This is a genomic window from Pantoea eucrina (assembly GCF_001691555.1).
GTDB classification, from domain to species: Bacteria; Pseudomonadota; Gammaproteobacteria; order Enterobacterales; family Enterobacteriaceae; genus Pantoea; species Pantoea borealis.
In genome coordinates this window covers 1,648,570-1,671,584 of record NZ_MAYN01000008.1, presented here as the reverse complement: position 1 = coordinate 1,671,584, position 23,015 = coordinate 1,648,570, and the positions used below count along the sequence as shown (strand labels likewise).

The 23,015-nt window shown below is 56.9% G+C and carries 19 protein-coding genes; 9 read left to right on the top strand and 10 right to left on the bottom strand.

Annotated elements, in window-relative coordinates; genetic code table 11:
* The first annotated feature begins 104 nt into the window (after nucleotides 1-104).
* Nucleotides 105-656, top strand: a complete 552-nt coding sequence (locus BBA90_RS14030) for a YcbK family protein (RefSeq protein WP_039383591.1) — start codon at nucleotides 105-107, stop codon at nucleotides 654-656.
* A gap of 36 nt (nucleotides 657-692) precedes the next feature.
* The gene (locus tag BBA90_RS14025; protein WP_065649687.1) at nucleotides 693-1,322 is read left to right on the top strand and encodes an MBL fold metallo-hydrolase; all 630 of its coding nucleotides are present in this window, start codon (nucleotides 693-695) and stop codon (nucleotides 1,320-1,322) included.
* Between the two features lie 54 nt (nucleotides 1,323-1,376).
* On the opposite strand, the gene BBA90_RS14020 is transcribed toward BBA90_RS14025, so the two are convergent.
* The 4 genes from BBA90_RS14020 to pncB all read right to left on the bottom strand — a co-directional run bounded on the left by BBA90_RS14020 (nucleotide 1,377) and on the right by pncB (nucleotide 6,996).
* Nucleotides 1,377-2,567 carry an amino acid aminotransferase gene (locus BBA90_RS14020; RefSeq protein ID WP_065649686.1) on the bottom strand — a complete coding sequence of 397 codons (1,191 nt, stop codon included), beginning with the start codon at nucleotides 2,565-2,567 and terminating at the stop codon, nucleotides 1,377-1,379.
* 200 nt (nucleotides 2,568-2,767) lie between these two features.
* Complete coding sequence (ompC, locus tag BBA90_RS14015; protein ID WP_065649685.1) at nucleotides 2,768-3,877, bottom strand: porin OmpC; 1,110 nt, start codon at nucleotides 3,875-3,877, stop codon at nucleotides 2,768-2,770.
* A 300-nt stretch (nucleotides 3,878-4,177) separates the two neighbouring features.
* Nucleotides 4,178-5,578 (bottom strand): asparagine--tRNA ligase, encoded by a 1,401-nt coding sequence (gene asnS, locus BBA90_RS14010; protein WP_065649684.1) that lies wholly within the window; start codon nucleotides 5,576-5,578, stop codon nucleotides 4,178-4,180.
* Between the two features lie 212 nt (nucleotides 5,579-5,790).
* Entirely contained in the window at nucleotides 5,791-6,996 is a 1,206-nt protein-coding gene (gene pncB, locus BBA90_RS14005; protein ID WP_065650487.1) for a nicotinate phosphoribosyltransferase, read from the bottom strand.
* 270 nt (nucleotides 6,997-7,266) lie between these two features.
* Here pncB and pepN point away from each other — a divergent pair, with 270 nt between their 5' ends.
* Nucleotides 7,267-9,882: an aminopeptidase N gene (gene pepN, locus BBA90_RS14000; protein ID WP_065649683.1), complete on the top strand. Its 2,616-nt coding sequence runs from the start codon at nucleotides 7,267-7,269 to the stop codon at nucleotides 9,880-9,882.
* 179 nt (nucleotides 9,883-10,061) lie between these two features.
* A complete protein-coding gene (gene zinT / locus BBA90_RS13995; protein WP_065649682.1) occupies nucleotides 10,062-10,703 on the top strand; it encodes a metal-binding protein ZinT in 642 nt (213 codons plus the stop codon).
* A 44-nt stretch (nucleotides 10,704-10,747) separates the two neighbouring features.
* Here the strand turns inward: zinT and ssuB are convergent, their stop codons facing one another.
* From ssuB to ssuE, 5 genes are read right to left on the bottom strand one after another with little or no spacing between them, the layout of a single operon-like run.
* Nucleotides 10,748-11,539, bottom strand: coding sequence for an aliphatic sulfonates ABC transporter ATP-binding protein (ssuB, locus tag BBA90_RS13990; RefSeq protein WP_065649681.1), 792 nt, complete (start codon nucleotides 11,537-11,539; stop codon nucleotides 10,748-10,750).
* The gene (gene ssuC, locus BBA90_RS13985; RefSeq protein WP_065649680.1) at nucleotides 11,536-12,327 is read right to left on the bottom strand and encodes an aliphatic sulfonate ABC transporter permease SsuC; all 792 of its coding nucleotides are present in this window, start codon (nucleotides 12,325-12,327) and stop codon (nucleotides 11,536-11,538) included. The genes ssuB and ssuC overlap by 4 nt, the downstream gene beginning before the upstream one ends.
* A gap of 9 nt (nucleotides 12,328-12,336) precedes the next feature.
* Entirely contained in the window at nucleotides 12,337-13,482 is a 1,146-nt protein-coding gene (gene ssuD / locus BBA90_RS13980) for an FMNH2-dependent alkanesulfonate monooxygenase (protein WP_065649679.1), read from the bottom strand.
* 14 nt (nucleotides 13,483-13,496) lie between these two features.
* Nucleotides 13,497-14,447, bottom strand: a complete 951-nt coding sequence (locus BBA90_RS13975) for a sulfonate ABC transporter substrate-binding protein (RefSeq protein ID WP_065649678.1) — start codon at nucleotides 14,445-14,447, stop codon at nucleotides 13,497-13,499.
* Nucleotides 14,448-14,459: 12 nt separating this feature from the next.
* Entirely contained in the window at nucleotides 14,460-15,011 is a 552-nt protein-coding gene (ssuE, locus tag BBA90_RS13970; RefSeq protein WP_065649677.1) for an NADPH-dependent FMN reductase, read from the bottom strand.
* A gap of 333 nt (nucleotides 15,012-15,344) precedes the next feature.
* Between ssuE and BBA90_RS13965 the strand changes: the two genes are divergently transcribed.
* From BBA90_RS13965 to BBA90_RS13950, 4 genes are all read left to right on the top strand, one after another.
* A complete protein-coding gene (locus tag BBA90_RS13965; protein ID WP_065649676.1) occupies nucleotides 15,345-16,865 on the top strand; it encodes a lipopolysaccharide biosynthesis protein in 1,521 nt (506 codons plus the stop codon).
* A gap of 2 nt (nucleotides 16,866-16,867) precedes the next feature.
* Nucleotides 16,868-17,866: a glycosyltransferase family 2 protein gene (locus tag BBA90_RS13960; RefSeq protein ID WP_240484892.1), complete on the top strand. Its 999-nt coding sequence runs from the start codon at nucleotides 16,868-16,870 to the stop codon at nucleotides 17,864-17,866.
* Between the two features lie 120 nt (nucleotides 17,867-17,986).
* The gene (gene pyrD / locus BBA90_RS13955) at nucleotides 17,987-18,997 is read left to right on the top strand and encodes a quinone-dependent dihydroorotate dehydrogenase (protein WP_065649674.1); all 1,011 of its coding nucleotides are present in this window, start codon (nucleotides 17,987-17,989) and stop codon (nucleotides 18,995-18,997) included.
* 151 nt (nucleotides 18,998-19,148) lie between these two features.
* Nucleotides 19,149-19,685 carry a cell division protein ZapC gene (locus BBA90_RS13950; protein ID WP_065649673.1) on the top strand — a complete coding sequence of 179 codons (537 nt, stop codon included), beginning with the start codon at nucleotides 19,149-19,151 and terminating at the stop codon, nucleotides 19,683-19,685.
* Nucleotides 19,686-19,688: 3 nt separating this feature from the next.
* Here BBA90_RS13950 and BBA90_RS13945 read toward each other — a convergent pair whose 3' ends face one another.
* Nucleotides 19,689-20,798 (bottom strand): YcbX family protein, encoded by a 1,110-nt coding sequence (locus BBA90_RS13945; RefSeq protein ID WP_065649672.1) that lies wholly within the window; start codon nucleotides 20,796-20,798, stop codon nucleotides 19,689-19,691.
* A 96-nt stretch (nucleotides 20,799-20,894) separates the two neighbouring features.
* Between BBA90_RS13945 and rlmKL the strand changes: the two genes are divergently transcribed.
* The gene (gene rlmKL, locus BBA90_RS13940; RefSeq protein ID WP_065649671.1) at nucleotides 20,895-23,012 is read left to right on the top strand and encodes a bifunctional 23S rRNA (guanine(2069)-N(7))-methyltransferase RlmK/23S rRNA (guanine(2445)-N(2))-methyltransferase RlmL; all 2,118 of its coding nucleotides are present in this window, start codon (nucleotides 20,895-20,897) and stop codon (nucleotides 23,010-23,012) included.
* The last annotated feature ends 3 nt before the right edge of the window (nucleotides 23,013-23,015 follow it).

Here is a 23,015-nt window from a genome sequence, read left to right as displayed (position 1 = left end):
TTCTGAGACAGATTCCGGGTTGACTGATATCCACGCTGCCGTTACTGTGCGGCCTTGTGTACTTTTTACACATTCACTGTGTTTTATTCAGGTAACCTCGTTTCATGGCTAATATCGATTCTCAGCGTCGCCGCTTACTGCTGCTTGGCGGCGCAGCAGCAGGCCTCTCCCTGCTTCCCGGTTCAGCGCTGGCCTCTGTGTCAACGTCACGTCCGCGTATTCTGACGCTCAGCAACATGCATACCGGTGAAACCCTCAAAACCGAGTTTTTCAACGGCAAAAGCTACGACCGCGACGAGCTGGCGCGCCTTAATCACTTTTTCCGCGACTACCGCGCAAATAAAGTAAAAAGCATCGATCCGCATCTGTTTGACCAGCTCTATCGGCTGCAGGCGCTGCTGGATACCCGCAAACCGGTACAGCTCATTTCAGGCTACCGCACGCTGTCGACCAACAACATGCTGCGTGAATCAGGCCCCGGCGTGGCGAAGCATAGCTACCACACCAAAGGTCAGGCGATGGATTTCCATATTGAGGGCATTGCCCTGAGCAATGTGCGTAAAGCGGCGTTATCTATGCGCGCGGGTGGTGTAGGATATTATCCACGCAGCAACTTCGTACACATCGATACCGGGCCTGCAAGGCACTGGTCCTGACGCCGGCAGCGCTGCGTGTGCCGGCCATGGAGCGTTATGAATTATCACATTATTCCGGTTACCGCCTTTTCACAAAACTGCTCAGTGATCTGGGATGAAGAGACGGGGGTTGCAGCCCTGGTCGATCCCGGCGGCGACGCGGAAACCATCAAAGCGGTGCTGGCTGAGCGTGGCATGAAGCCGGCGCAGATTTTACTGACGCATGGCCATCTCGACCATGCCGGCGCGGCGGCAGAGCTGGCGGCCCATTTTCAGATACCGGTGACGGGCCCGCATAAGCTGGACAAGATCTGGCTCGATAATCTGCCCACGCAGAGCCGGATGTTTGGTCTGCCGGAGTGCGCTCCGCTGACGCCGGATCGCTGGCTGGAAGAGGGTGAGGTGGTGGAACTGGGCAACGTGGCGCTGGAGGTGCTGCACTGTCCGGGGCATACGCCGGGGCACATCGTGTTTTTTGATCGGGCCGGGAAGCTGCTGATCTCAGGAGACGTGATCTTCAGCGGCGGCATCGGGCGAACCGACTTCCCGCAGGGCAGCCACAGCGATCTGATCAACGCGATAAAAACCAAACTGCTGCCGCTGGGCGACGGGATTGCTTTTGTGCCCGGGCACGGGCCGGTATCCACGCTGGGACGTGAGCGTCTGAGCAATCCTTTCCTGCAGTAGCCATAAAAAAGCGGCGGGTGAGTACTTCGCCCGCCGCCTGTTCACGCATTCCGCTTACAGTACCGCGACTATCGCTTCACACAGCGCCGACATATTATCCGGCGTCATGCCTGCCACGTTGACGCGACCTGAGTTCACCGCATACACGCCAAATTCGTCACGCAGACGCACCACCTGATCTTTGGTCAGACCGCTGAATGAGAACATGCCGTTTTGTTTAATAATGAAGCTGAAATCCTGGCGTGCGCCTTTCTCCGCCAGCGTGTTCACAAACAGCTGACGCATACGCTGAATGCGCTGACGCATATCGGTCAGCTCCTGCACCCAGATAGTACGCAGCGCCTCATTGCTGAGGATAGTGGCGACAACAGCAGCACCGTGCGACGGCGGATTAGAGTAGTTGGCACGAATGCTGTATTTTACCTGGCTGAACGCGGTTTTAGCCGTGTCGCTGCTGGCCGCCACCAGCGTCAGGGCACCGACGCGCTCGTTATAGAGGCCAAAGTTTTTAGAGTAAGAGCTGGCAACCAGCAGCTCCTGATGGGTGGCGGCGAAAATGCGCAGGCCTTCCGCATCTTCATCCAGGCCGCGTGCAAAGCCCTGATAGGCAAAGTCAAACAGCGGCAGCCAGCCTTTTTCCTGTGACAGCGCTGCAAGTTGCTGCCACTGCTCGCGGGTCGGGTCAATGCCGGTCGGGTTGTGGCAGCAGCCGTGGAACAGGACCACGTCGCCCGCCTGCGCCTGCTGCAGCGCCGCCAGCATGCCATCGAAATCCAGCGTATGGTTTGCAGCGTCGTAATACTGATATTCGCATACCTCAAGACCGGCAGCGTTAAACACGTTTTTGTGGTTTGGCCAGCTTGGGTTGCTCACCCAGACGCGTTTAACACCGGTTTGCGTGGCAAGAAAATCCGCTGCGACGCGCAGGGCGCCGGTGCCGCCTGGCGTCTGCGCCGTGCAGGCGCGGCCCGCGGCGATAAGCGGGCTGTCGTTGCCAAACAGCAATGCCTGAGTGCAGCGGGCGAAGTCGGGCAGCCCGTCAATGCTCAGATAGTTTTTGGTCGTCTCATTTTCCAGCAGATACTGCTCAGCTTTTTTCACGCTGGTCAGCACCGGCGTTTTTCCGGTTTCATCTTTATATACGCCAATGCCCAGATTAATTTTATGCGGACGGTCATCAGCGCGAAACAGATCGGCCAGCCCCAGAATAGGGTCGGCAGGTGCGGCAGAGATAGATTCAAACATGAGTCAGTTCCGTTTGGGTGAACTTTAGCGAAATGAGCTATCAGGTTAACGTCAGACGCGGGGCTTGCCAACCGCCCATCTCAAAAAGAATTGTGCCGTTAGCAGATATAAGCGCCACTAATTGGGAGGTGGATCACTGAAAAGCAAAACGGAGCCCTGAGGCTCCGTTTTAAGAGGTTAAACCGTGCTGATCCGCAGGATCAGAACTGGTAAACCAGGCCTACGCCTACGGTGTCATCAGTGGTGATGCCAGCTGCGCGGGTAAAGTCGTTGTCATCCATCAGGTTGATCTGGTAGTCAACATAGGTAGACATGTTTTTGTTGAAGTAGTAGTAAGTACCCACTGAAACGTACTTATACAGGTCCTGATCGCCCCAGGTCTCGATGTCCTTGCCTTTAGACTGGACGTAAGCCAGGGATGGACGCAGACCGAAGTCGAACTGGTACTGAGCAACGGCTTCAAACTTCTGCTCTTTGTTGACTGCACCAGCAAGGGCCGGGGTCGCGCCGTTAGCAGCAGTGCTGATCCAGGTTGAGTTACGGCTCTCACCGTACATCGCAGCCAGGTATACGTTGTTCGCATCATATTTCAGCGCGGTTGACCAGGCGTCAGCTTTCTCGCTGCCGTTGCCATAGAAAGCGCCCTGCTGGCCGTTGGTACGGTCAGAAGAGGTGTACGCAGCAGAGATGCCTACGCCGATGTCAGAGGTATAGGTTAAAGAAGTACCCCAGCCGTCGCCGTTTGCGCGTTCTGCGCTACGGCCATTGGCGGACTCTTCGTTTTTGCCCTGATACTGCGCAGCGAACGCCAGGCCATCAACCAGGCCAAAGAAGTTGCTGTTGCGGTAGGTCGCCAGACCGTTAGAACGACCCAGCATAAAGTTGTCAGAACGGCCAGAGTCGCCGCCGAAGACTGGCAGAACGTCGGTCCACGCCAGTGGATCGTAGCCTACGCCGTAGTTACGACCGTAGTCGAATGAGCCGTAGTCGCCAAATTTCAGACCGGCAAAGCCCAGACGGGTTTTGGAACCTTCAGTACCCTGAGATTCAGCAACGTTTGCCTGGATGTTATATTCCCACTGGCCGTAACCGGTCAGCTGGTCGGTAATCTGCGTTTCACCCTTGAAACCAAAGCGCACATAAGAGGCGTCGCCATCGTTGCCAGCATCGTCAGAGAATGTGTGGCGTGCGTCAACTTTTCCGTAGAGGTCCAGTTTGTTGCCATCTTTGTTATAGATTTCTGCTGCATTTGCTGCACCGGCAGCTAACAGAGCAGGGATAACCACTGCAAGAATGTTGCGCTTCATCATTATTTATTACCCTCATTGGAGTTATCTGGACACCTGCCACTGCCGTCAGGAAAACTTTACAGGAACCCTGAAAGAAGTTTGGTGTCTCGTATGTCTGCACGCATCTTTTCACTCCGCAGTTGCTATTTCTAGCCCGAAAATGATTCAAATCTCCTAATTGAGTATCAAAAAGAAAAATTGTGTGACAATTTGTAATAATTACGGAACTTTGTGAGATATCTCAAAATTTACAAAAATAAAAAAAGGCCGGCAGTGCCGACCTCGTTATATATATGAATTTCTTATATTTAATGCCAGATATCAGAAATTCGCGTTGCGTGGAGTACGCGGGAAGGGGATAACGTCCCTTACATTTTGTACGCCGGTGACATAGGCGATCAAACGTTCAAACCCTAAACCAAAGCCGGCGTGCGGTACGGTGCCGTAACGACGCAGGTCGCGATACCACCAGTAATCCTCTTTATTCAGCCCCATCTCTGCCAGACGGGCATCCAGCACATCCAGCCGCTCTTCACGCTGCGATCCACCAATGATTTCACCAATGCCCGGTGCCAGCACGTCCATTGCCGCTACGGTTTTACCGTCATCATTCATACGCATGTAGAACGCTTTAATATCTTTCGGGTAGTTCTTCACCACGACCGGCGCCTTAAAGTGTTTCTCGGCCAGATAACGCTCATGTTCAGAAGAGAGATCCACACCCCATGAAACCGGGTTTTCGAAGCTCTGACCGCTCTTCAGCAGAATGTCAACCGCATCGGTATAGTCTACCTGAGCAAAATCGGTGGTAACAAAACGCTCAAGGCGCGCCACGGCGTCTTTATCCACGCGCTCAGCAAAGAACGCCATGTCATCGGCACGTTCGTTCAGTACCGCTTTAAAGACATATTTCAGCATCGCTTCAGCCAGCGCTGCAGCGTCATCCAGCGTGGCAAACGCCACTTCCGGCTCCAGCATCCAGAATTCTGCCAGGTGGCGGCTGGTGTTGGAGTTTTCCGCACGGAACGTCGGGCCAAAGGTGTAGACTTTTGACAGCGCACAGGCGTAGGTTTCAGCATTCAGCTGACCCGATACGGTCAGAAACGCCTCTTTGCCAAAGAAATCTTTGTCATAGTCCACCTTGCCCTGCGGATCGCGCGGCAGGTTTTCCATATCCAGCGTTGATACGCGGAACATCTCGCCAGCGCCTTCAGTATCTGACGCGGTGATCAGCGGCGTGGAAACCCAGAAATAGCCGTTCTCATGGAAAAAGCGATGCAGCGCCTGCGCCAGAGTATGACGTACGCGCGCGACGGCGCCTACCAGGTTAGTGCGCGGGCGCAGATGAGCCACTTCGCGCAGATATTCAATGCTATGACGCTTGGCGGCCATCGGATAAGTGTCGGGATCGTCAACCCAGCCGGTCACTTCAACACGGGTGGCCTGCAGCTCAAATGCCTGACCCTGGCCCGGTGATTCCACCACGGTGCCGGTGACAATGACCGAGCAGCCGGTGGTCAGACGCAGCACTTCATCCTGATAATTATTCAGAGAATTATTGACGACAGCCTGAACGGGATTAAAGCAGGAACCGTCATAAACGGCGATAAAGGAAAGACCGGCTTTGGAATCTCTTCGGGTACGCACCCAGCCGCGTACGGTGACTTCACTGTCAACCGCGACCCGGCCGTGCAGTACATCCGCTACAGGCACTACGCTCATAAAAATCTCTCTATATATAGATGAAATAACAGGTGTCCCGCCGCACTTTGCTATCGTCACAGGTGACACACAGTGCTGGCAGAAACAGCCAATTCTCCCACGTTCAGGGGTGTTGCTATGTTACTTGTGAGCCATCAGGAAACAAGCAAAATTGCGGGAAGCGAGTGATTTTAATGGCGGCGGGCAGGGTAGCGGACCCTGCCCGGGGCAGGTCAGCTGGCGCGTTTCACCAGCGGCAGGTCAAATGCTTTGCGCAGCGCACGGACAAAGGCTTTATCCTGACAAATCGTTTTACCCGGGCTGTCAGAGAGTTTAGCCACCGGTTTGCCGTTGCAGCTGACCAGTTTGATCACGATATTAAGCGGCGTTACGCCCGGAATATCGCAGGTCAGGCGCGTGCCGATACCAAATACAACGTTGGCACGCTGACCAAAGTGACGGTAAAGCGCCAGCGCTTTATCCAGGTTGAGATTGTCAGAGAACACCAGCGTTTTGCTGCGCGGATCAATGCCGAGCCGCTCATAGTGCGCAACGGCTTTTTCACCCCACTCAACCGGATCGCCGGAGTCGTGGCGCAGCCCCTGATAGCGATGCGCAAAGCCGGGACCAAAGTCGCGTAAAAAGGCGTCCATGGTGATGCAGTCAGTGAGCGCAATGCCCAGCTGGTCATCATATTCATCCAGCCACGACTGCAGCGCCGCGCGCTGGCTGTTGGCCAGTACCGGGCTGATCTGCTGATGTGCCTGGAACCACTCGTGTGCCTGAGTGCCAACCGGCGTCAGCTGCAGGCGACGCGCCAGATCGTAATTACTGGTGCCAACCAGCCACGGAAAGTCTGCTTTTAGCGTACTGACAATCGTCTCCTGCACTTCCTGCGAATAGCGGCGGCGCGTGCCGAAATCCATCAGCTGAAAGCGGGGCATATCGAGATCGGCCACCTGAGCCCGAAACGCCGAGAGCTTTTGCTGCAGATGTGCGACCGCCTGCTCTGCGGCGATCTGCGGCGTGCGGTGGCGGTGTACCACTTCACTGATCAGCGCCAGCAGCGGCACTTCCCACAGAATAACCTCGCGCCACGGGCCGCGGATCTGAATGCGCAGCTGGCCGCGTTCGTCCTGCACCTCAACCTGCGCCGGGTTGAAGCGAAAGGCGCGTAGCCAGGTCAGATAGTCGTGCTGGAAAAAAGGCAGGTTACTGAGCCAGGCAAATTCATCATCGCTCAGGGTTAACTCTTGCAGGGTATCAATTTGCGCACGAATCTCGCCGGCATACTGGCCAAGCTGTTCATCGCTGCGACAGCGAAATTCTGCGGTAACCGGGACATCGTAGTAACGATGATATACGGCCTGCTGCATATGAAGCTTGTACGCATCGGTATCAAGCAGCGTGGTCAAAATCGGGGAAGCGTGTCCAGTCATGGTGCGTTTCAGCATCCTCTTCCGCGGAGCAGAGCCCGGTGTTTAACAAAATCCTAAAGACGCAGGAGTATAAAACAGTAATCTCTGCGATCACACCACATTTGCAGGTGGCGGGTCGAGGGTCAATTGTGCCATTGTTACTGAATTGTAGCCTTTTCTGCGCCGGCGCGCATTGCGCATGGCAACTCTCCGCCAGGCCGCTTAGACTTTGAGATATTTGCGCCACCGCAACAGGATGGCCTCAACATAACAACGATGCGAGAAGGATATATGACGCAACAGCCGCACATTAAATATCGCCACGACTACCGGGCGCCTGATTACACCATTACAGACATCGACCTGACATTTGATCTGGATGCCACAGAAACACGCGTGACGGCCATCAGCCAGGTGAAGCGTCTCGGCACCGCCGACGCCAGTCTGCATCTTGATGGCGAAGCGCTGACACTGGTTGAGCTGACGGTAGATGGCGCGCCCTGGCCGCACTATCGCGAAGAGGCGGGTGCGTTGATCCTCAGCCAGCTGCCTGACAATTTTACGCTGCGCATTGTAAACCTGATCCATCCGGCTAAAAACAGCGCGCTGGAAGGACTGTATCAGTCAGGAGAAGCGCTCTGCACCCAGTGTGAGGCGGAAGGTTTCCGGCACATTACCTGGTATCTGGATCGTCCCGATGTGCTGGCGCGCTTTACCACCACGCTCCGGGCCGATCCGGTGCGCTACCCGTATCTGCTCTCCAACGGTAACAAGCTAAAGAGCGGCGAGCTGGACGACGGGCGTCACTGGGTAACGTGGCAGGATCCGTTCCCGAAACCCTGCTATCTGTTTGCGCTGGTGGCAGGCGACTTCGATGTGCTGCGCGACAGTTTTACCACCCGTTCAGGACGCGACGTCGCGCTGGAGATCTTTGTTGACCGCGGGAACCTCGATCGGGCCGGCTGGGCGATGACCTCCCTGAAAGCCAGCATGAAATGGGATGAGGAGCGCTTCGGTCTCGAATATGACCTCGATATCTTTATGATTGTCGCGGTGGATTTCTTCAATATGGGCGCAATGGAGAACAAAGGCCTCAACGTCTTCAACTCCAAATATGTGCTGGCAAAAGCGGAAACCGCGACCGATAAAGATTATCTCGGCATTGAGGCGGTGATCGGCCATGAGTATTTCCATAACTGGACCGGTAACCGCGTGACCTGTCGCGACTGGTTCCAGCTCAGCCTGAAAGAAGGTCTGACGGTGTTCCGCGATCAGGAGTTCAGCTCCGATCTCGGCTCCCGCGCGGTGAACCGTATTGATAACGTGCGGGTGATGCGCGGTGCGCAGTTTGCCGAAGATGCCAGCCCGATGGCGCATCCGATCCGTCCGGATCAGGTGATTGAGATGAACAACTTCTATACCCTGACGGTGTATGAGAAGGGATCGGAAGTGATCCGCATGATGCATACGCTGCTGGGTGAAGAGAAGTTTCAGCAGGGCATGCAGTGCTACTTTGAACGTCACGACGGCAGTGCGGCAACCTGCGATGATTTTGTCCAGGCGATGGAAGATGCCTCTGGCGTAGACTTAACGCAGTTCCGCCGCTGGTACAGCCAGTCAGGTACGCCGGTAGTGAGCGTGCGCGATGATTATAATCCGGAGCTGGAGCAGTATACCCTGCATGTCACCCAGCATACGCCGCCAACCGCAGATGGTCAGGAGAAGCTGCCGCTGCACATTCCGCTGGATATTGAACTCTACGATAACGAAGGCAAAGTGATCCCGCTGCAGCATAACGGCCAGCCGGTGCATCATGTGCTGAACGTGACGCAGGCGTTTCAGACCTTTGTCTTTGATAACGTCTATTTTCAGCCGGTGCCATCGCTGCTGCGGGAATTCTCTGCACCGGTAAAACTGGACTATAAGTGGAGCGACGCACAGCTTACCTTCCTGATGCGTCACGCGCGCAATGAATTCTCCCGCTGGGATGCGGCGCAGAGTCTGCTGGCAACCTATATACGTCTCAACGTTGCGCGTTACCAGCAGGGCCAGCCGCTGTCGCTGCCTCTGCACGTCGCTGACGCTTTCCGCGCGGTGCTGCTGGATGAGCAGGGCGATCCGGCGCTGATGGCGCTGATCCTGACTCTGCCATCAGAAAATGAGATGGCAGAGCTGTTCGACATCATCGATCCACAGGCGATTGCCGCCGTACGCCATGCGCTGATGCGCACGCTGGCAAACGAGCTGAACGATGAGTGCTATGCGCTCTATCTGGCCAGCCAGAGCAGTGAATATCGCGTTGAGCATGCAGAAATTGGCCGGCGCGCGCTGAAAAATGTCTGCCTGAGCTATCTGGCGCTGGGCGATACGACGCAGGCCGATCGGCTGGTTCAGGCGCAGTATGCGCACGCCACGAATATGACCGATGCGCTGGCAGCACTTTCAGCTGCGGTGATGGCGCAGCTGCCGTGCCGCGATGCGCTGCTGGCTGCCTGGGATGAGCGCTGGCATCAGGACGGTCTGGTAATGGATAAATGGTTTATGCTGCAGGCGACCAGCCCGGCGCCAGAGGTGTTACGCAACGTACGGGCGCTGCTGAACCATCGCTCCTTTACCATGGGTAACCCTAACCGCATCCGGGCGCTGATTGGCGCATTCGCGGCGGGTAACCCGGCGGCGTTTCATGCACAGGATGGCAGCGGCTATCAGTTCCTGGTTGAGATGCTGACCGATCTCAACACGCGTAACCCACAGGTGGCCGCACGCATGATTGAGCCCCTGATCCGCCTGAAACGCTACGATGCGGGACGTCAGGCGCTCATGCGTCAGGCGCTGCAGCAGCTAAAAGCGCTGGATAATCTCTCCGGCGATCTCTATGAGAAAATCACCAAAGCGCTGAACGCGTAATCCTCAGCCGCCGCGATCGTCACCGATCGCGGCGGCCCATTCTGCGGCTCCGCGGGCATGAATTCTGGCAAGACGCCCACGCTTAAACAGCTGCTTTTGCCAGCCATCTGTCAGGGTGTACTGTGCTGATTTATGTGTTATGTTATAACATCAATAAAACAGGACGTGAGTAGAGTAAGATGAAAGTAGCGTATTGGACACTATTTCTGGGAATAGCCTGCAGTTCACCGGTGTTTGCACACGGTGGTCATTCGCACGGGGCTCCGTTAAGTGCAAAAGAAGTCAGCGCGGCAAACGGCATTTTTGCCGATGCCGACATCAAAGATCGACCGCTTTCTGACTGGGAAGGCGTATGGCAGTCAGTGTATCCGTATGCCAAAGATGGCGCGCTGGATCCGGTATTTCGTAAAAAGGCGGCAGCTGATAAAACGCGCTCATTCAGCGACATTAAACACTATTATCTCACCGGCTATGCCAGCGATATCACTGATATCGGCATTGAAAACGACGTCATGGAGTTTACCGAAAAAGGCGAAGTCAGCAGCTGTAAATATGCGTACAAAGGCTACAAGGTGCTCAACTACGCTTCCGGTAAAAGAGGCGTGCGCTATCTGTTTGAGTGCACCGATAAAGCCAGTAAAGCGCCGCATTTTGTGCAGTTCAGCGACCATATTATCAGCCCGCGAAAATCGTCGCATTTTCACATTTTTACAGGCAACGTATCGCAGGCCGCACTGTTTGATGAACTGGAAAACTGGCCCACTTTCTTTCCTTACCAGCTGACCAAAGCACAGGTGGTGGATGACCTGCTGCATCACTGATGTCGCCGCCCGCTGGCGAATCTGACGGCCAGCGGGCAGGGCGTTTAGCGCTGCCGGGCAAAGCGCAGCGGCTGTTCAGCGGCGCTGCGCTTCATTATCCGATCCAGCACGCCTGCTTCCAGCTCAGCCAGCCGTGCTGACCCTTTGCGGCGCGGGCGCGGCACATCAACCGTCAGATCAAGGCCAATTTTACCCTCTTCAATCAGTAAGACTCGATCGGCGAGCGCCACCGCCTCGCTGACATCATGCGTCACCAGCAGTACCGTAAAGTTATGCTGCTGCCAGAGTGATTCAATCAGCCCCTGCATCTCAATACGGGTTAAGGCATCCAGCGCGCCCAGCGGCTCATCCAGCAGCAGTAAGCCAGGGCGGTGGATCAGCGCCCGCGCCAGCGCCACGCGCTGCTTCTGTCCGCCCGAAAGGGCAGCAGGCCACTCATTTGCGCGATCGGCAAGGCCTACCGCCTCAAGTGCCGCCTGCGCAGCGCTGCGCCATTCGCGACCACGTAAGCCGAGTCCGACGTTATCGATCACTTTCTTCCACGGCAGCAGGCGCGCATCCTGAAACATCAGTCGCGTATCGTCGCGCGCCTCGGCCAGCGGCGCGTGACCCGCCAGCAGCTCGCCCTGGCTGGCCACTTCCAGTCCGGCCAGCAGCCGCAGCAGAGTGCTTTTGCCGCAGCCGCTGCGTCCGACCACGGCAACAAACTGCCCGGCCGGAATATGCAGACTGACCTGGTCGAGAATAGTACGGTTGCCATAGTGCTTAGACAGATTACTGATGGCGACCGGCGTGCCGCTGATCAGGCGCGGCGGGTGCTGTACGGCATTGCTCATGCGTTGCTCTCCTTCAGTTGCCAGGCCGGGTGCCAGCGCAGCCAGATACGCTCCAGCAGCTGCGCCGCCACGTCTGCCAGTTTACCCAGCAGGGCATACAGAATAATGGCCACCACGACCACGTCAGTTTGCAGAAATTCGCGCGCGTTCATCGCCAGATAGCCGATGCCGGAGTTAGCTGAAATTGTTTCAGCCACAATCAGCGTCAGCCACATCAGACCCAGCGCAAAGCGCACGCCGACCATGATGCCGGGCAGGGCACCAGGCAGGATAACCTGCGTGAACAGCGACCAGCCGGAGAGGCCATAGCTGCGCGCCATCTCTATCAGGCCGCGATCGATATTTCGGATCCCGTGATAGGTATTGAGATAGATCGGAAACAGCGTACCAAGCGCGACCAGGAAAATTTTGGCCGATTCATCAATGCCGAACCAGAGGATCACCAGCGGGATCAGCGCCAGATGCGGCACATTGCGCAGCATCTGAAGTGAGGTATCCAGCAGGCGCTCACCGGTACGCGATGTGCCGGTGATAAGCCCCAGCACCAGCCCGAGCGAGCCGCCGATAGCAAAACCCAGCAGCGCGCGCCAGCTACTGATCGCCAGGTGCTGCCACAGTTCGCCGCTGGCGGTCAGCTGCCAGAAGGTGGTCACAATTTTCTCCGGCGCCGGTAAAATCCGCGTGGAGAGCCAGCCCTGTGATGATGAAAGCTGCCATACCGCAATCACTCCCACCGGCAGCAGCCAGGGCAGCAGCGCATTGCGCAGCCTTTTTATCTGCTCAGACATCGTGTCCCCTTAGCTCTGCGCAACTTTCTGCGGCGTAAAATCATTGGCCACGGCTTCACCGTGCGCCTGCACGACGCGGGGTTTGGGCACCTCCGGCACGGCCAGGTCAAGATGGGGAAACAGCAGCTCGCCAACGCGATACGCTTCCTCCAGATGCGGATAGCCAGAGAGAATAAAGGTTTCAATGCCCAGCGCCTGATATTCGCGCATGCGCTCTGCAACAGTAGGCCCGTCGCCCACCAGCGCGGTACCGGCTCCGCCGCGTACCAGGCCGACCCCTGCCCAGAGGTTTGGACTGATCTCCAGCTTATCGCGCTGGCCGCCGTGCAGCGCAGCCATCCGCTGCTGCCCGACCGAATCCGTGCGGGCAAACGCCGCCTGTGCTTTGGCAATCGTGGCGTCATCCAGATGTGAAATGAGCCGATCCGCTGCCTGCCACGCCTCTTCACTGGTTTCGCGCACAATCACATGCAGACGAATACCGAAGCGCACCGTGCGCCCCTGCGCTGCGGCTTTGGCGCGAACCTGCTCAATTTTCTCTTTGACCAGCGCGGGCGGTTCGCCCCAGGTGAGATAAACATCAACCTGTTCAGCAGCCAGATCCTGCGCAGCATCAGAAGAGCCACCGAACCAGAGTGGCGGGCGCGGTTGCTGTACCGAACGGAACATCAGGCGGGCACCGCGCACTTTGACGTGCTTGCCCTCATAGTTCACCGTTTCACCTTCAGAAACGCGTCGCCAGATGCGGGTAAACTCCGCCGATTCTGCGTAGCGCTCGCGATGGTCGAGAAACACGCCATCGCCCGCCAGCTCTTCCGGATCGCCCCCGGTCACCAGGTTAAACAGCGCGCGGCCGTTAGAGAGGCGATCCAGCGTTGCCGCCTGGCGTGCGGCCTGGGTCGGCGAGATCACGCCGGGACGCAGTGCCACCAGAAAGCGCAGGCGCTGCGTAACCGGGATCAGCGAGGCTGCGACCAGCCAGGCATCTTCGCAGGAGCGTCCGGTCGGGATCAGGACGCCGCCAAAACCCAGCCGGTCAGCGGCCTGTGCTATCTGCTGCAGATAACCGTGATCAACCGGTCGGGCGCCATCAGCGGTCCCCAGATAGTGGCCATCGCCGTGCGTGGGAAGAAACCAGAAAACAGATACGCTCATTGTGTTATTCCTTATTAGTGGGCCGTACGGGGCTGCCAGATGCGATCGGCGATGGTGAGTTTGACCGGCAACAGATGGCTGCTATAAAACAGATCGGCAGTCTGCTGCTGCGCGGCGGCGGTGCGTTCACTGACGGGTGTGATCGTGGTGGGCGGACGATGGTCGAGATAGCTCGCCAGCACCGGTTCTGGCAGGCCCATCGCCTGCGCCAGCAGGTCGATACTCTGCGCGCGCTGGCTCTGCGTCAGCGCATCCGCCTCGCTGAAGGTGGCCAGCACCTGGCTGAGGGTATCGGGGCTGGCTTCAGCAAACTGTCGGGTCGCCAAGTAGAAAGAGCCGGTCAGGTTCAGCGTGCTGCCGTCAGTGAGGACGCGTACGTTGCCCTGCTGCAGGGCGGCTGAGTAATAGGGATCCCAGATCGCCCAGGCGTCAACGTTACCCTGCTGAAACGCCGCGCGGGCATCGGCTGGCGTCAGATAGACCGGCTGAATATCGGTGAAACTCAGACCCGCCTGCTGCAGCGCGCGCAGCAGCAGATTGTGCGAGCTGGAGCCTTTCTGAAAGGCAACTTTGCGGCCTTTCAGGTCGGCCACGCTGTGGATGGGGCTGTTCTGCGGCACCAGGATCACTTCTGCTTTAGGTTTTGCGGGTTCCGATCCGACATAAAGCAAATCGGCGCCGGCGGCCTGCGCAAACAGCGGAGGAATATCCCCGGTGCTGCCTAAATCGATACTGCCGATATTAAGCGCTTCCAGCATCTGCGGGCCGGCAGGAAATTCAATCCACTTAATTGCCATTGCCGGAAAACGCTGCTCCAGCAGCCGATGCGATTTTGCCAGCACCATGCTGACCGAACCTTTCTGATAGCCGATGCGGATTTGAGCAGGCGCGTCCGCTGCGCTGGCCGTCATGGTAAACAGAGCAGCCAGCGCCGGCAGCAGCAGAGCCGTTATAAGTCGTTTCACGATAGTGTCTCCTCAGACAGCCCGGGCAAAGGGCAGATGACGGCGCTGCAGCGCGAGCCAGAAGCTCTCCAGCGCATCATCAATGCGGGAGGTGAGATCGCCGGCAAACTCCGGCTGGCGGTCGTAGTGCGTAATCTGCAGATCCTGCGCAAATACCCCCTGTAACACTTCCTGCGCTTTCAGCGCACTCAGTACCGGTTTGAGCCCGTAATCCAGCGCCAGCATATGTGCCACACTGCCGCCACTTGCCAGCGGCAGCACGACTTTCTCTTCCAGCGCCCGCTCCGGCAGCAGGTCCAGCACGGTTTTTAACGCACCTGAAAATGACGCTTTATAAACAGGCGTGGAAACAATGATGCCGGTTGCGCTGGCGACGTCAGCGCTGAACGCCTTCAGCGCCGGTGAGTCAAAACGGGCATGGATCAGCTCTTCTGGCGGAAAATTGTGAATATTCCATGCAACAACGTCCGCCCCCCGGGCTTCGAGCTTGCGCTGGCAGTGCGTCAGCAGCGCCGTGGAACGTGAAGGAAAACGGGGGCTGCCCGCCAGCGTAAGAATCCGCATACCTGCTCCTTATATCAAAAAGTTATCGATTTTAGGTAATTGAGAACTGATTGAGTTAATCCTGCCAGAGCAGCGGAAAAGGGGTAAATGATTTATCCGGCAATCAAAAGCATTAAAACGGCAAATGAATCCCGCCCTGCATATGTTGCACACAGGGAGAGGAGATGAACGGCGGCAGATAAAATGGCCCGATTTCTGTTTTTTATTAATGAAAATAAGAAAAAGCGGCGGCATTGACGCCGGCGGTTTTTAAGAATTACTCCTGTGGGCGCTGTCACATTTTTGTGTCACGCTTGAAGACATTGAGAAAAATACCCAGACCCCCTTACTTTTATGTCTATCAAACGTAATGCGATTGCCAACTATGTCGGGCAGATCTACCTGACGCTGTCAGGTATTTTAGTGGTGCCGCTCTATATTCAGCATCTGGGTATGGAAGCGTATGGCCTGGTTGGCTTCTTTTCTATTTTACTGACCTGGCTGCAGCTGCTGGATGCGGGCGTTTCCACCACGCTGATGCGGGAAGCCGCACGCTACCGCGCCAATCAGGCGGAATTTGTCTGGTTTCCGGCGCTGTTTACCACGCTGACGCGCTTTTTCCTTTTTTCCACGCTGGTTCTGGTGGTGCTGGGCTGGCTGGCAACGCCGTGGATAGCAACCCACTGGCTGGATGCACGTCATCTGCCGGCCGGCGATGTGGTTATCGCCGTGGCCATTATGGTGATCACCGCAGCTATTCGCTGGCGCACCAGCCCCTATCGCAGCGTGATCATCGGCTTCGAACATCAGGTCTGGCTGAATGGCGTTAACCTGACTATCACCACGCTGCGCACGTTTGGTGCGGTGCTGGTGATCCAGCTCTTCGCTAATGCAGTACTGACGTTCTTTATCTGGCAGCTGCTGGTCTCTGTTGCTGAGGCGGGATGCTGTATCTGGAAGGCGCACCAGCTCATTCCGCGCGCGGCGCGTAAAGAGAAGCGCAGCGACCTGAAAGCGGTGCTGAGGCCTTTTATTCGTTTTGCGCTGAGCGCCGCGTTTTCCAGCGCAATCTGGACGTTTATCTCGCAGATTGACCGACTGGTACTGTCCAAAACTTTGCCGCTGAGCGAGTACGGATCATTTACCGTCGTGGCCACGGCGGCAACCGGTATCCTGCTGCTCAGCAGCCCGATTATGCAGGCGATTGTGCCGCGTATGACCGGCATGAAAACGCAGCAACAGGGCGATGCGGAATCACTGCGGCTCTACCGTTACACTACGCAGGCTGTCGCCATCTTTATGGCTCCGCTCAGCATCACTATCGCCTGCTATTCAGGCCCGCTGCTCTGGGCGTGGACGCAAAAAACGCAGATTGTCGATGAGATGGCTTTTGTCCTGACGCTTTATGCGTTAGGCAGCGGGATTCAGGCGATCTGTGGCTTGCTCTATCACCTGCAATACGTCAATGGCAACCTCAAGCTGCATATGCAGGGCTTTACCCTGTTTGCCATTCTGCTGGTGCCGCTTAACATCTGGTGTGCGATTCACTACGGCGCGCTGGGAACCGGCTGGCTGTGGCTGGCGCAGAACATTTTCTACCTGGCTGGCTGGGCATGGCTGGTACACCGTCGCTTTGCGCCGGGTATTCACTTTACCTGGCTCACGCGCGATGTGGCGCTGATCTGGGCCGTATCGGGCCTGATTGCTGGCCTGAGCACGCTGCTGCCTATTGAGTGGAATCAGAATCGCTGGATCAACCTGCTCTGGCTGGCATTGATTGGTGCCGTGAATCTCGGTGTCTGCTGTCTGCTGCACAGCCTGGTGCTGAAGCGCCTGCGCCGCACCCCTGTTGTTAATGCTGAAGAAAGAGGATAAGTATGACGTCGCGTCACGCACCGACTGTATCGGTCATTATTCCTAACTGGAACTGCGCCCCGTGGCTGCCGGAGACGATGCAGTCGCTGCTGCAGCAGACGTCGCCGGCAGATGAGATCATTATTATCGACGATGGCTCAACGGATGAGAGCGTGAGCTGGCTTACGGCGTTCGCCGCTGCGCATCCGCAGGTCACCCTGCTGAGCGGCAACCGCGGCGGCGTCAGCGCTGCGCGGATGAAAGGGATGGCGGTCGCCACCGGCGATTTTATCTACTTTATGGATGCCGATGACTTTATCTCTGCCGATCTCTTCGCTGACTTCCGGCGCGCGCAGGCGCAGCATAACGAACTCGAGCTGTTCTGCTTCGGTGCAAAAATGTTTTTTGATGTGCCGGAGCCGCAGCGCCACTATCAGACGATACATCAGCGTCACGTCAGCGGCCTGTTTTCCGGCGGCAGCGAAAGTCTGCGTACGCTGATCCAGCATCAGTCGGCGCACCGGGTGATCTGGAGCAGCATTATTTCCCGGCAGCTGATTGAGCGGCTGGGGCTGAGTTTCCTGCCGATTCAGAATCATGAAGATGCGCCCTTTATGTTTGCGCTCTATATGCAGGCGCACAGCTTTTACTGCACCAGCGAGAGTTATTACTACAAGCGCTTTATGCTGAGCTCACTGTCGCAAAGCACCCGCGACTTCTCATGGATCAAAAACTATTTTATCGCCCGCGACAGCAGCGAAGCCTTTTTGCGTGCGCATCAGCTGCCGCAGGATTACGCATTACTGGATGACTACTATCAGACCATTATGCATGGCTGCCTGGCGCAGATCCGCAAACACCGCATTAGGGTACCTGCAGAGTGGCAGCCGCGGGTGAATGCACTGGTCCGGCGCGTCTTACGCCATAATACCCGACTGAAACTGCTGTGGTATTGTCCGCCGCTCTATCACGGTCTGCAGGCGTGCCGTAATCGCCTGAGTCGTTATTCGTCCCGCCGTTGATCGCGATCGTATTCTGCGTTTCGTCACCAATTTACTTTTGCGCCAGAGCACCTTACCATTCTGGCGCACGTCATCCCGTGCACCCGCTGTTTCTTCGTTTACTGCCATTCAGGAGAGTGCATGTTATATCCCATCGTCCGGCCCGCCCTGTTTAAACTCGATCCCGAGCGCGCGCATGAACTCACCTTCCAGCAGCTGCGTTTTATCAGCGGTACGCCGCTGGAAGGGCTGATTCGGCAGTCGCTGCCGGCGCGTCCGGTCAGCTGTATGGGCCTCACGTTTCCCAACGCGCTGGGTCTGGCAGCCGGTCTGGATAAAAACGCGGAGTGTATCGATGCATTCGGCGCAATGGGGTTTGGCTTTATCGAGGTGGGAACCGTGACGCCGCGTGCACAGCCGGGCAATGATAAACCGCGCATGTTTCGTCTGGTTGAGGCGGGCGGCATCATTAACCGGATGGGATTTAATAACCACGGGGTTGATCACCTGGTAGAGAACGTTAAAAAAGCGCGATTTAAAGGCGTGCTGGGGATCAATATTGGCAAAAATAAAGATACTCCGGTAGAGCAGGGGAAAGATGATTACCTGATCTGCATGGAGAAGGTCTACGCCCACGCGGGTTATATTGCGATAAATATCTCTTCACCTAACACGCCGGGGCTGCGTACGCTGCAATATGGCGATGCGCTGGACGATTTGCTGGCAGCCATTAAATTAAAACAGCAGGAATTACAGCAGCGACACCTTAAATATGTTCCGGTGGCAGTAAAGATTGCGCCGGATCTGTCTGAGGAGGAATTAATCCAGGTCGCTGACAGTCTGGTGCGCCACCAAATTGACGGAGTAATTGCAACCAATACCACGCTGGATCGTACGCTGGTCAGCGGGCTTAAATATGCGGATGAAGCGGGCGGCCTGAGCGGGCGCCCGGTGCAGGCGCGCAGCACCGAGGTGATCCGCCGACTGGCACTGGAGCTGCAGGGGCGCTTACCGGTTATTGGTGCAGGGGGAATAGATTCACTGATCGCCGCACGGGAAAAAATTGCCGCGGGCGCCACGCTGGTGCAGATATACTCCGGATTTATTTATCAGGGACCGGCTTTAATTAAAGATATCGTGACCCACCTCTAAGACATATCTCACTTTCCCCGGCCAGGGGGTTTATTTCTCCCTCTGGCTCGTTTATATTTTCCCCTGTTGTTCTATTTTTCAGCTTTTTGCTTAAAGCGATATTTTATTTTTTAGGCGCCATTTAGCGCAGCAGAACCCAACAGGGCACATCATGAAAATCAAACCCGATGACAACTGGCGCTGGTATTACGACGCCGAGCATGACCGTATGATGCTTGATTTGGCTGATGGCACACTCTTCCGCTCCCGCTTCTCCCGCAAAATGCTGACCCCCGACGCGTTTAACAGCAGCGGCTTCTGCGTCGATGACGCCGCACTCTATTTCAGTTTCGACGATCGCTGTCGTGAGTGTGAATTATCCGCTCATCAGCGAGCCGAGCTGATCCTGAATGCGCTGGTGGCAAGCCGCTTTCTTAAGCCGCTGATGCCGAAAAGCTGGCACTTTATCAGCCACAAACACAGCTGGCAGCCGGTCGCGGGCGATATGGTCACGGCTACGCTGGCAGAGAGTGGTGAGCAGGCGCAGCTGCTGGTGGTAGAGAGCAGTGAAAACGCGGCACTCTGCCTGGTTGCACAGCCAGGACTGAGCGTGGCGGGAAAAAGTATGCAGCTGGGCGATGCGATCAAAATCATGAACGATCGCCTGCAGCCGCTGCAGCTGGCGACCTGGTACGCGCGCGCGGTTTAACCCTTACGCCAGGTCAATATCACTGGCCGGAATACAGCTGCAGCTCAGAATCGTGCCGTCAGCGCGTACGGCGCTCTGTTTTAACGGCCTGACGGTGCCGGACACCAGCGTCACTTTACAGCTGCCGCACAGCCCGGCCCGGCAGGAATAGGGAATGCGAAACCCTGCCATCTCCAGCTGTTCCAGTAATACCTGCTGATTATCTCCCTCAAAGCGCCGGCCCTGACAGGTAATGGTAACGCTGGCAGGCGTGCCTGTCTCTGCGTTCAGCGGCGCCGCAATTTCGCCGGCCCCGTAGCCGCGCGGGGTATGACGTTCCAGAATAGTCACGCTGTCGCCGCTGCGGATCAGCCCGCTGTTCAGGGCAACCAGATTCAGGCCAAAATCGATATCCCCGCTGCCATCCTGCGCGCTGCGAAAGCCCTGCAGCGTGGTCAGCGGCTCACCCGCGCGGTGTTTTTCTCCGCTTTCCGTTCCGATAGTGGTGAATACGCAGCGGCTGCACGGTTTCGGCACGATAAACTCAACGTCACCGATTTTCAGTCGCTTCCAGCTATCCTCATCCCAGGCCGCGGCACCGCTGACCACCAGGTTAGGGCGAAACTGCTCCACGCGTACGCCAGCCGGGCAGCGCTGCTGCAGATCCTGCAGAGACGCCATATTGACCAGCAGAAACGGATAGCCGTCGGCAAAGCCGAGCGGCACGGCGTCAAAACGCTTTACGCGACGTGTCGGCGTTTCGCCCACCCAGCGCAGCTGTACCGGGCGCGGAAAATAGTCGCTCAGCCAGCGGTTGATCGTTTCCGGCGCGGTGCGGGCAGTAAAGGTGTTACCCCAGACAACGGTTTCACTCTCTTCTGCCGCAAAGTCGGCATAGCGGATCAGCGCCTGCTGGCCGTCCGGCGCGTTAATCAGCAGGCCATCCGGCAGCATAACCGGCGTAAAACGTACCAGCTGCGGAAACTGACGGGCGGTGATGAATGTCCCGTCTGGCTCTGCAATCATAAAGATGCGATCGAACGCCAGACCGCTCTGCAGCACCTGTGCGTGCGACTGCTGCTGGCCGCGCATCGATTTGACCGGGTGAATATAAAGACGGGATAAGGTAATCATCATCGTTCCATGCAGACAAAAAGAAGCTAACTTTATGACATAGGACGCTGATTCGCTATAATGCGCAACAATTTTAGCAAGAGTATAAGTGACGATATGAATTCTCTGTTTGCCAGTACGGCGCGTGGGCTCGAAGAGCTGTTGAAAACTGAGCTGGACGCGCTGGGCGCGCAGGATTTGCAGGTGGTGCAGGGCGGCGTCCACTTCCGTGCCGACGATCGCGTTATGTATCAAAGCCTGCTGTGGAGCCGTCTGGCTTCACGTATTTTGCTGCCGCTGGGAGAATTCGGTGTCTGGAGTGACCTCGATCTCTATGTCGGCGCGCAGAGTATCCCCTGGACTGAGCTGTTTGACAGCGAAACCACCTTTGCCATCCATTTCAGCGGCACTAACGACGTCATCCGCAACAGCCAGTTTGGTGCACTGCGTATCAAAGATGCGATCGTTGACTGTTTTACCCGTCAGGATCTGCCGCGTCCGAGCGTGGATCGCGAGCAGCCCGGTATTCGCATCAACGCCTGGCTGAATAAAGATCGCGTCAGCATCGCGCTGGATCTGAGCGGCACCGCGCTGCATCAGCGTGGCTATCGCCAGCAGACCGGTCAGGCCCCGCTGAAAGAGAATCTGGCGGCAGCCATTGTTATGCGTTCCGGCTGGCAGCCGGAAACGCCGCTGCTGGATCCCATGTGCGGTTCCGGCACGCTGCTGATTGAAGCTGCCCTGATTGCCTGCGATCGCGCGCCGGGTCTGCTGCGCAGCCACTGGGGCTTTAGCCGCTGGAAGCAGCACAATGCAGCGCTGTGGCAGGATCTGCGCAGCGAAGCGCTGCAGCGCGCGCGGGCTGGCACCGCGGCCACCCAGGCACGCTTCTTTGGTTATGATAACGATGGCCGCGTGCTGGAGTGGGCGCGCGCTAACGCACGTCGTGCCGGCGTCTTTGAGCTCTTCACCTTTGCGCAGCAGGATGTACTGAAGCTGAGCAATCCGCTTGACGATAAAACCGCGACCGGAACGGTGCTGAGTAACCCGCCGTATGGTGAGCGCCTGGAGAGCGAGCCGGCGCTGATTGCGCTGCACAGCCAGCTGGGCCGCATTATGAAGCAGCAGTTTGGCGGCTGGAATCTGTCGCTGTTCAGCGCCTCACCCGATCTGCTGAGCTGCCTGCAGCTGCGCGCGGAGCGCCAGTTTAAAGCGAAAAATGGCCCGCTGGAGTGCGTGCAGAAAAACTATCAGCTGGCGGCCTCCGGTGCGGCTGGCAGCGCGCAGATTGCAGAGGATTTCGCGAACCGCCTGCGCAAAAACCTGAAGAAGCTGGAGAAGTGGGCGCGTCAGTCGGGCATTGAGTGCTATCGCCTCTATGATGCCGATCTGCCGGAATATAATGTCGCGGTCGATCGTTACGCCGACTGGGTAGTGGTACAGGAGTATGCGCCACCGAAAACCATTGATGCGGCGAAAGCGCGTCAGCGGCTGTTTGATGTCATCAGCGCCACGCTCAGCGTGCTGGAGATCCCGGCTAACCGGCTGGTGCTGAAAACCCGCGAGCGACAGAAAGGCAAAAATCAGTATCAAAAACTGGGTGAAAAAGGCGAATTCTTTGAAGTGCAGGAGTTTAACGCCCGGCTGCTGGTAAACCTGACTGACTATCTTGATACCGGCCTGTTTCTCGATCACCGTATCGCGCGACGGATGCTCGGAGAAATGAGTAAAGGAAAAGACTTCCTGAACCTGTTCTCCTACACCGGCAGCGCCAGCGTGCATGCCGGGCTGGGTGGAGCTAAATCCACCACCACGGTTGATATGTCGCGCACCTATCTTGAGTGGGCCGAGCGCAACCTGCGCATCAATGGCCTGACCGGCCGCCAGCATCGGCTGCTGCACGCCGACTGCCTGAGCTGGCTGCGTGAGAGTGATGAGCAGTTTGACCTGATCTTTATCGATCCGCCGACGTTCTCCAACTCCAAGCGAATGGAAGCTGATTTTGATGTGCAGCGCGACCATCTGATGCTGCTGCAAAATCTGAAGCGTATGCTGCGTCGCGGCGGCACTATTATGTTCTCTAACAATAAGCGCGGTTTTAAAATGGATCTGGAAGGCCTGCAACGGCTCGGCCTGCAGGCGCAGGAGATCACGCAAAAAACATTGTCTCAGGACTTTGCCCGTAATCGTCAAATTCACAACTGCTGGCTGGTCAGCCACGCCGGTAAGGAATAATTT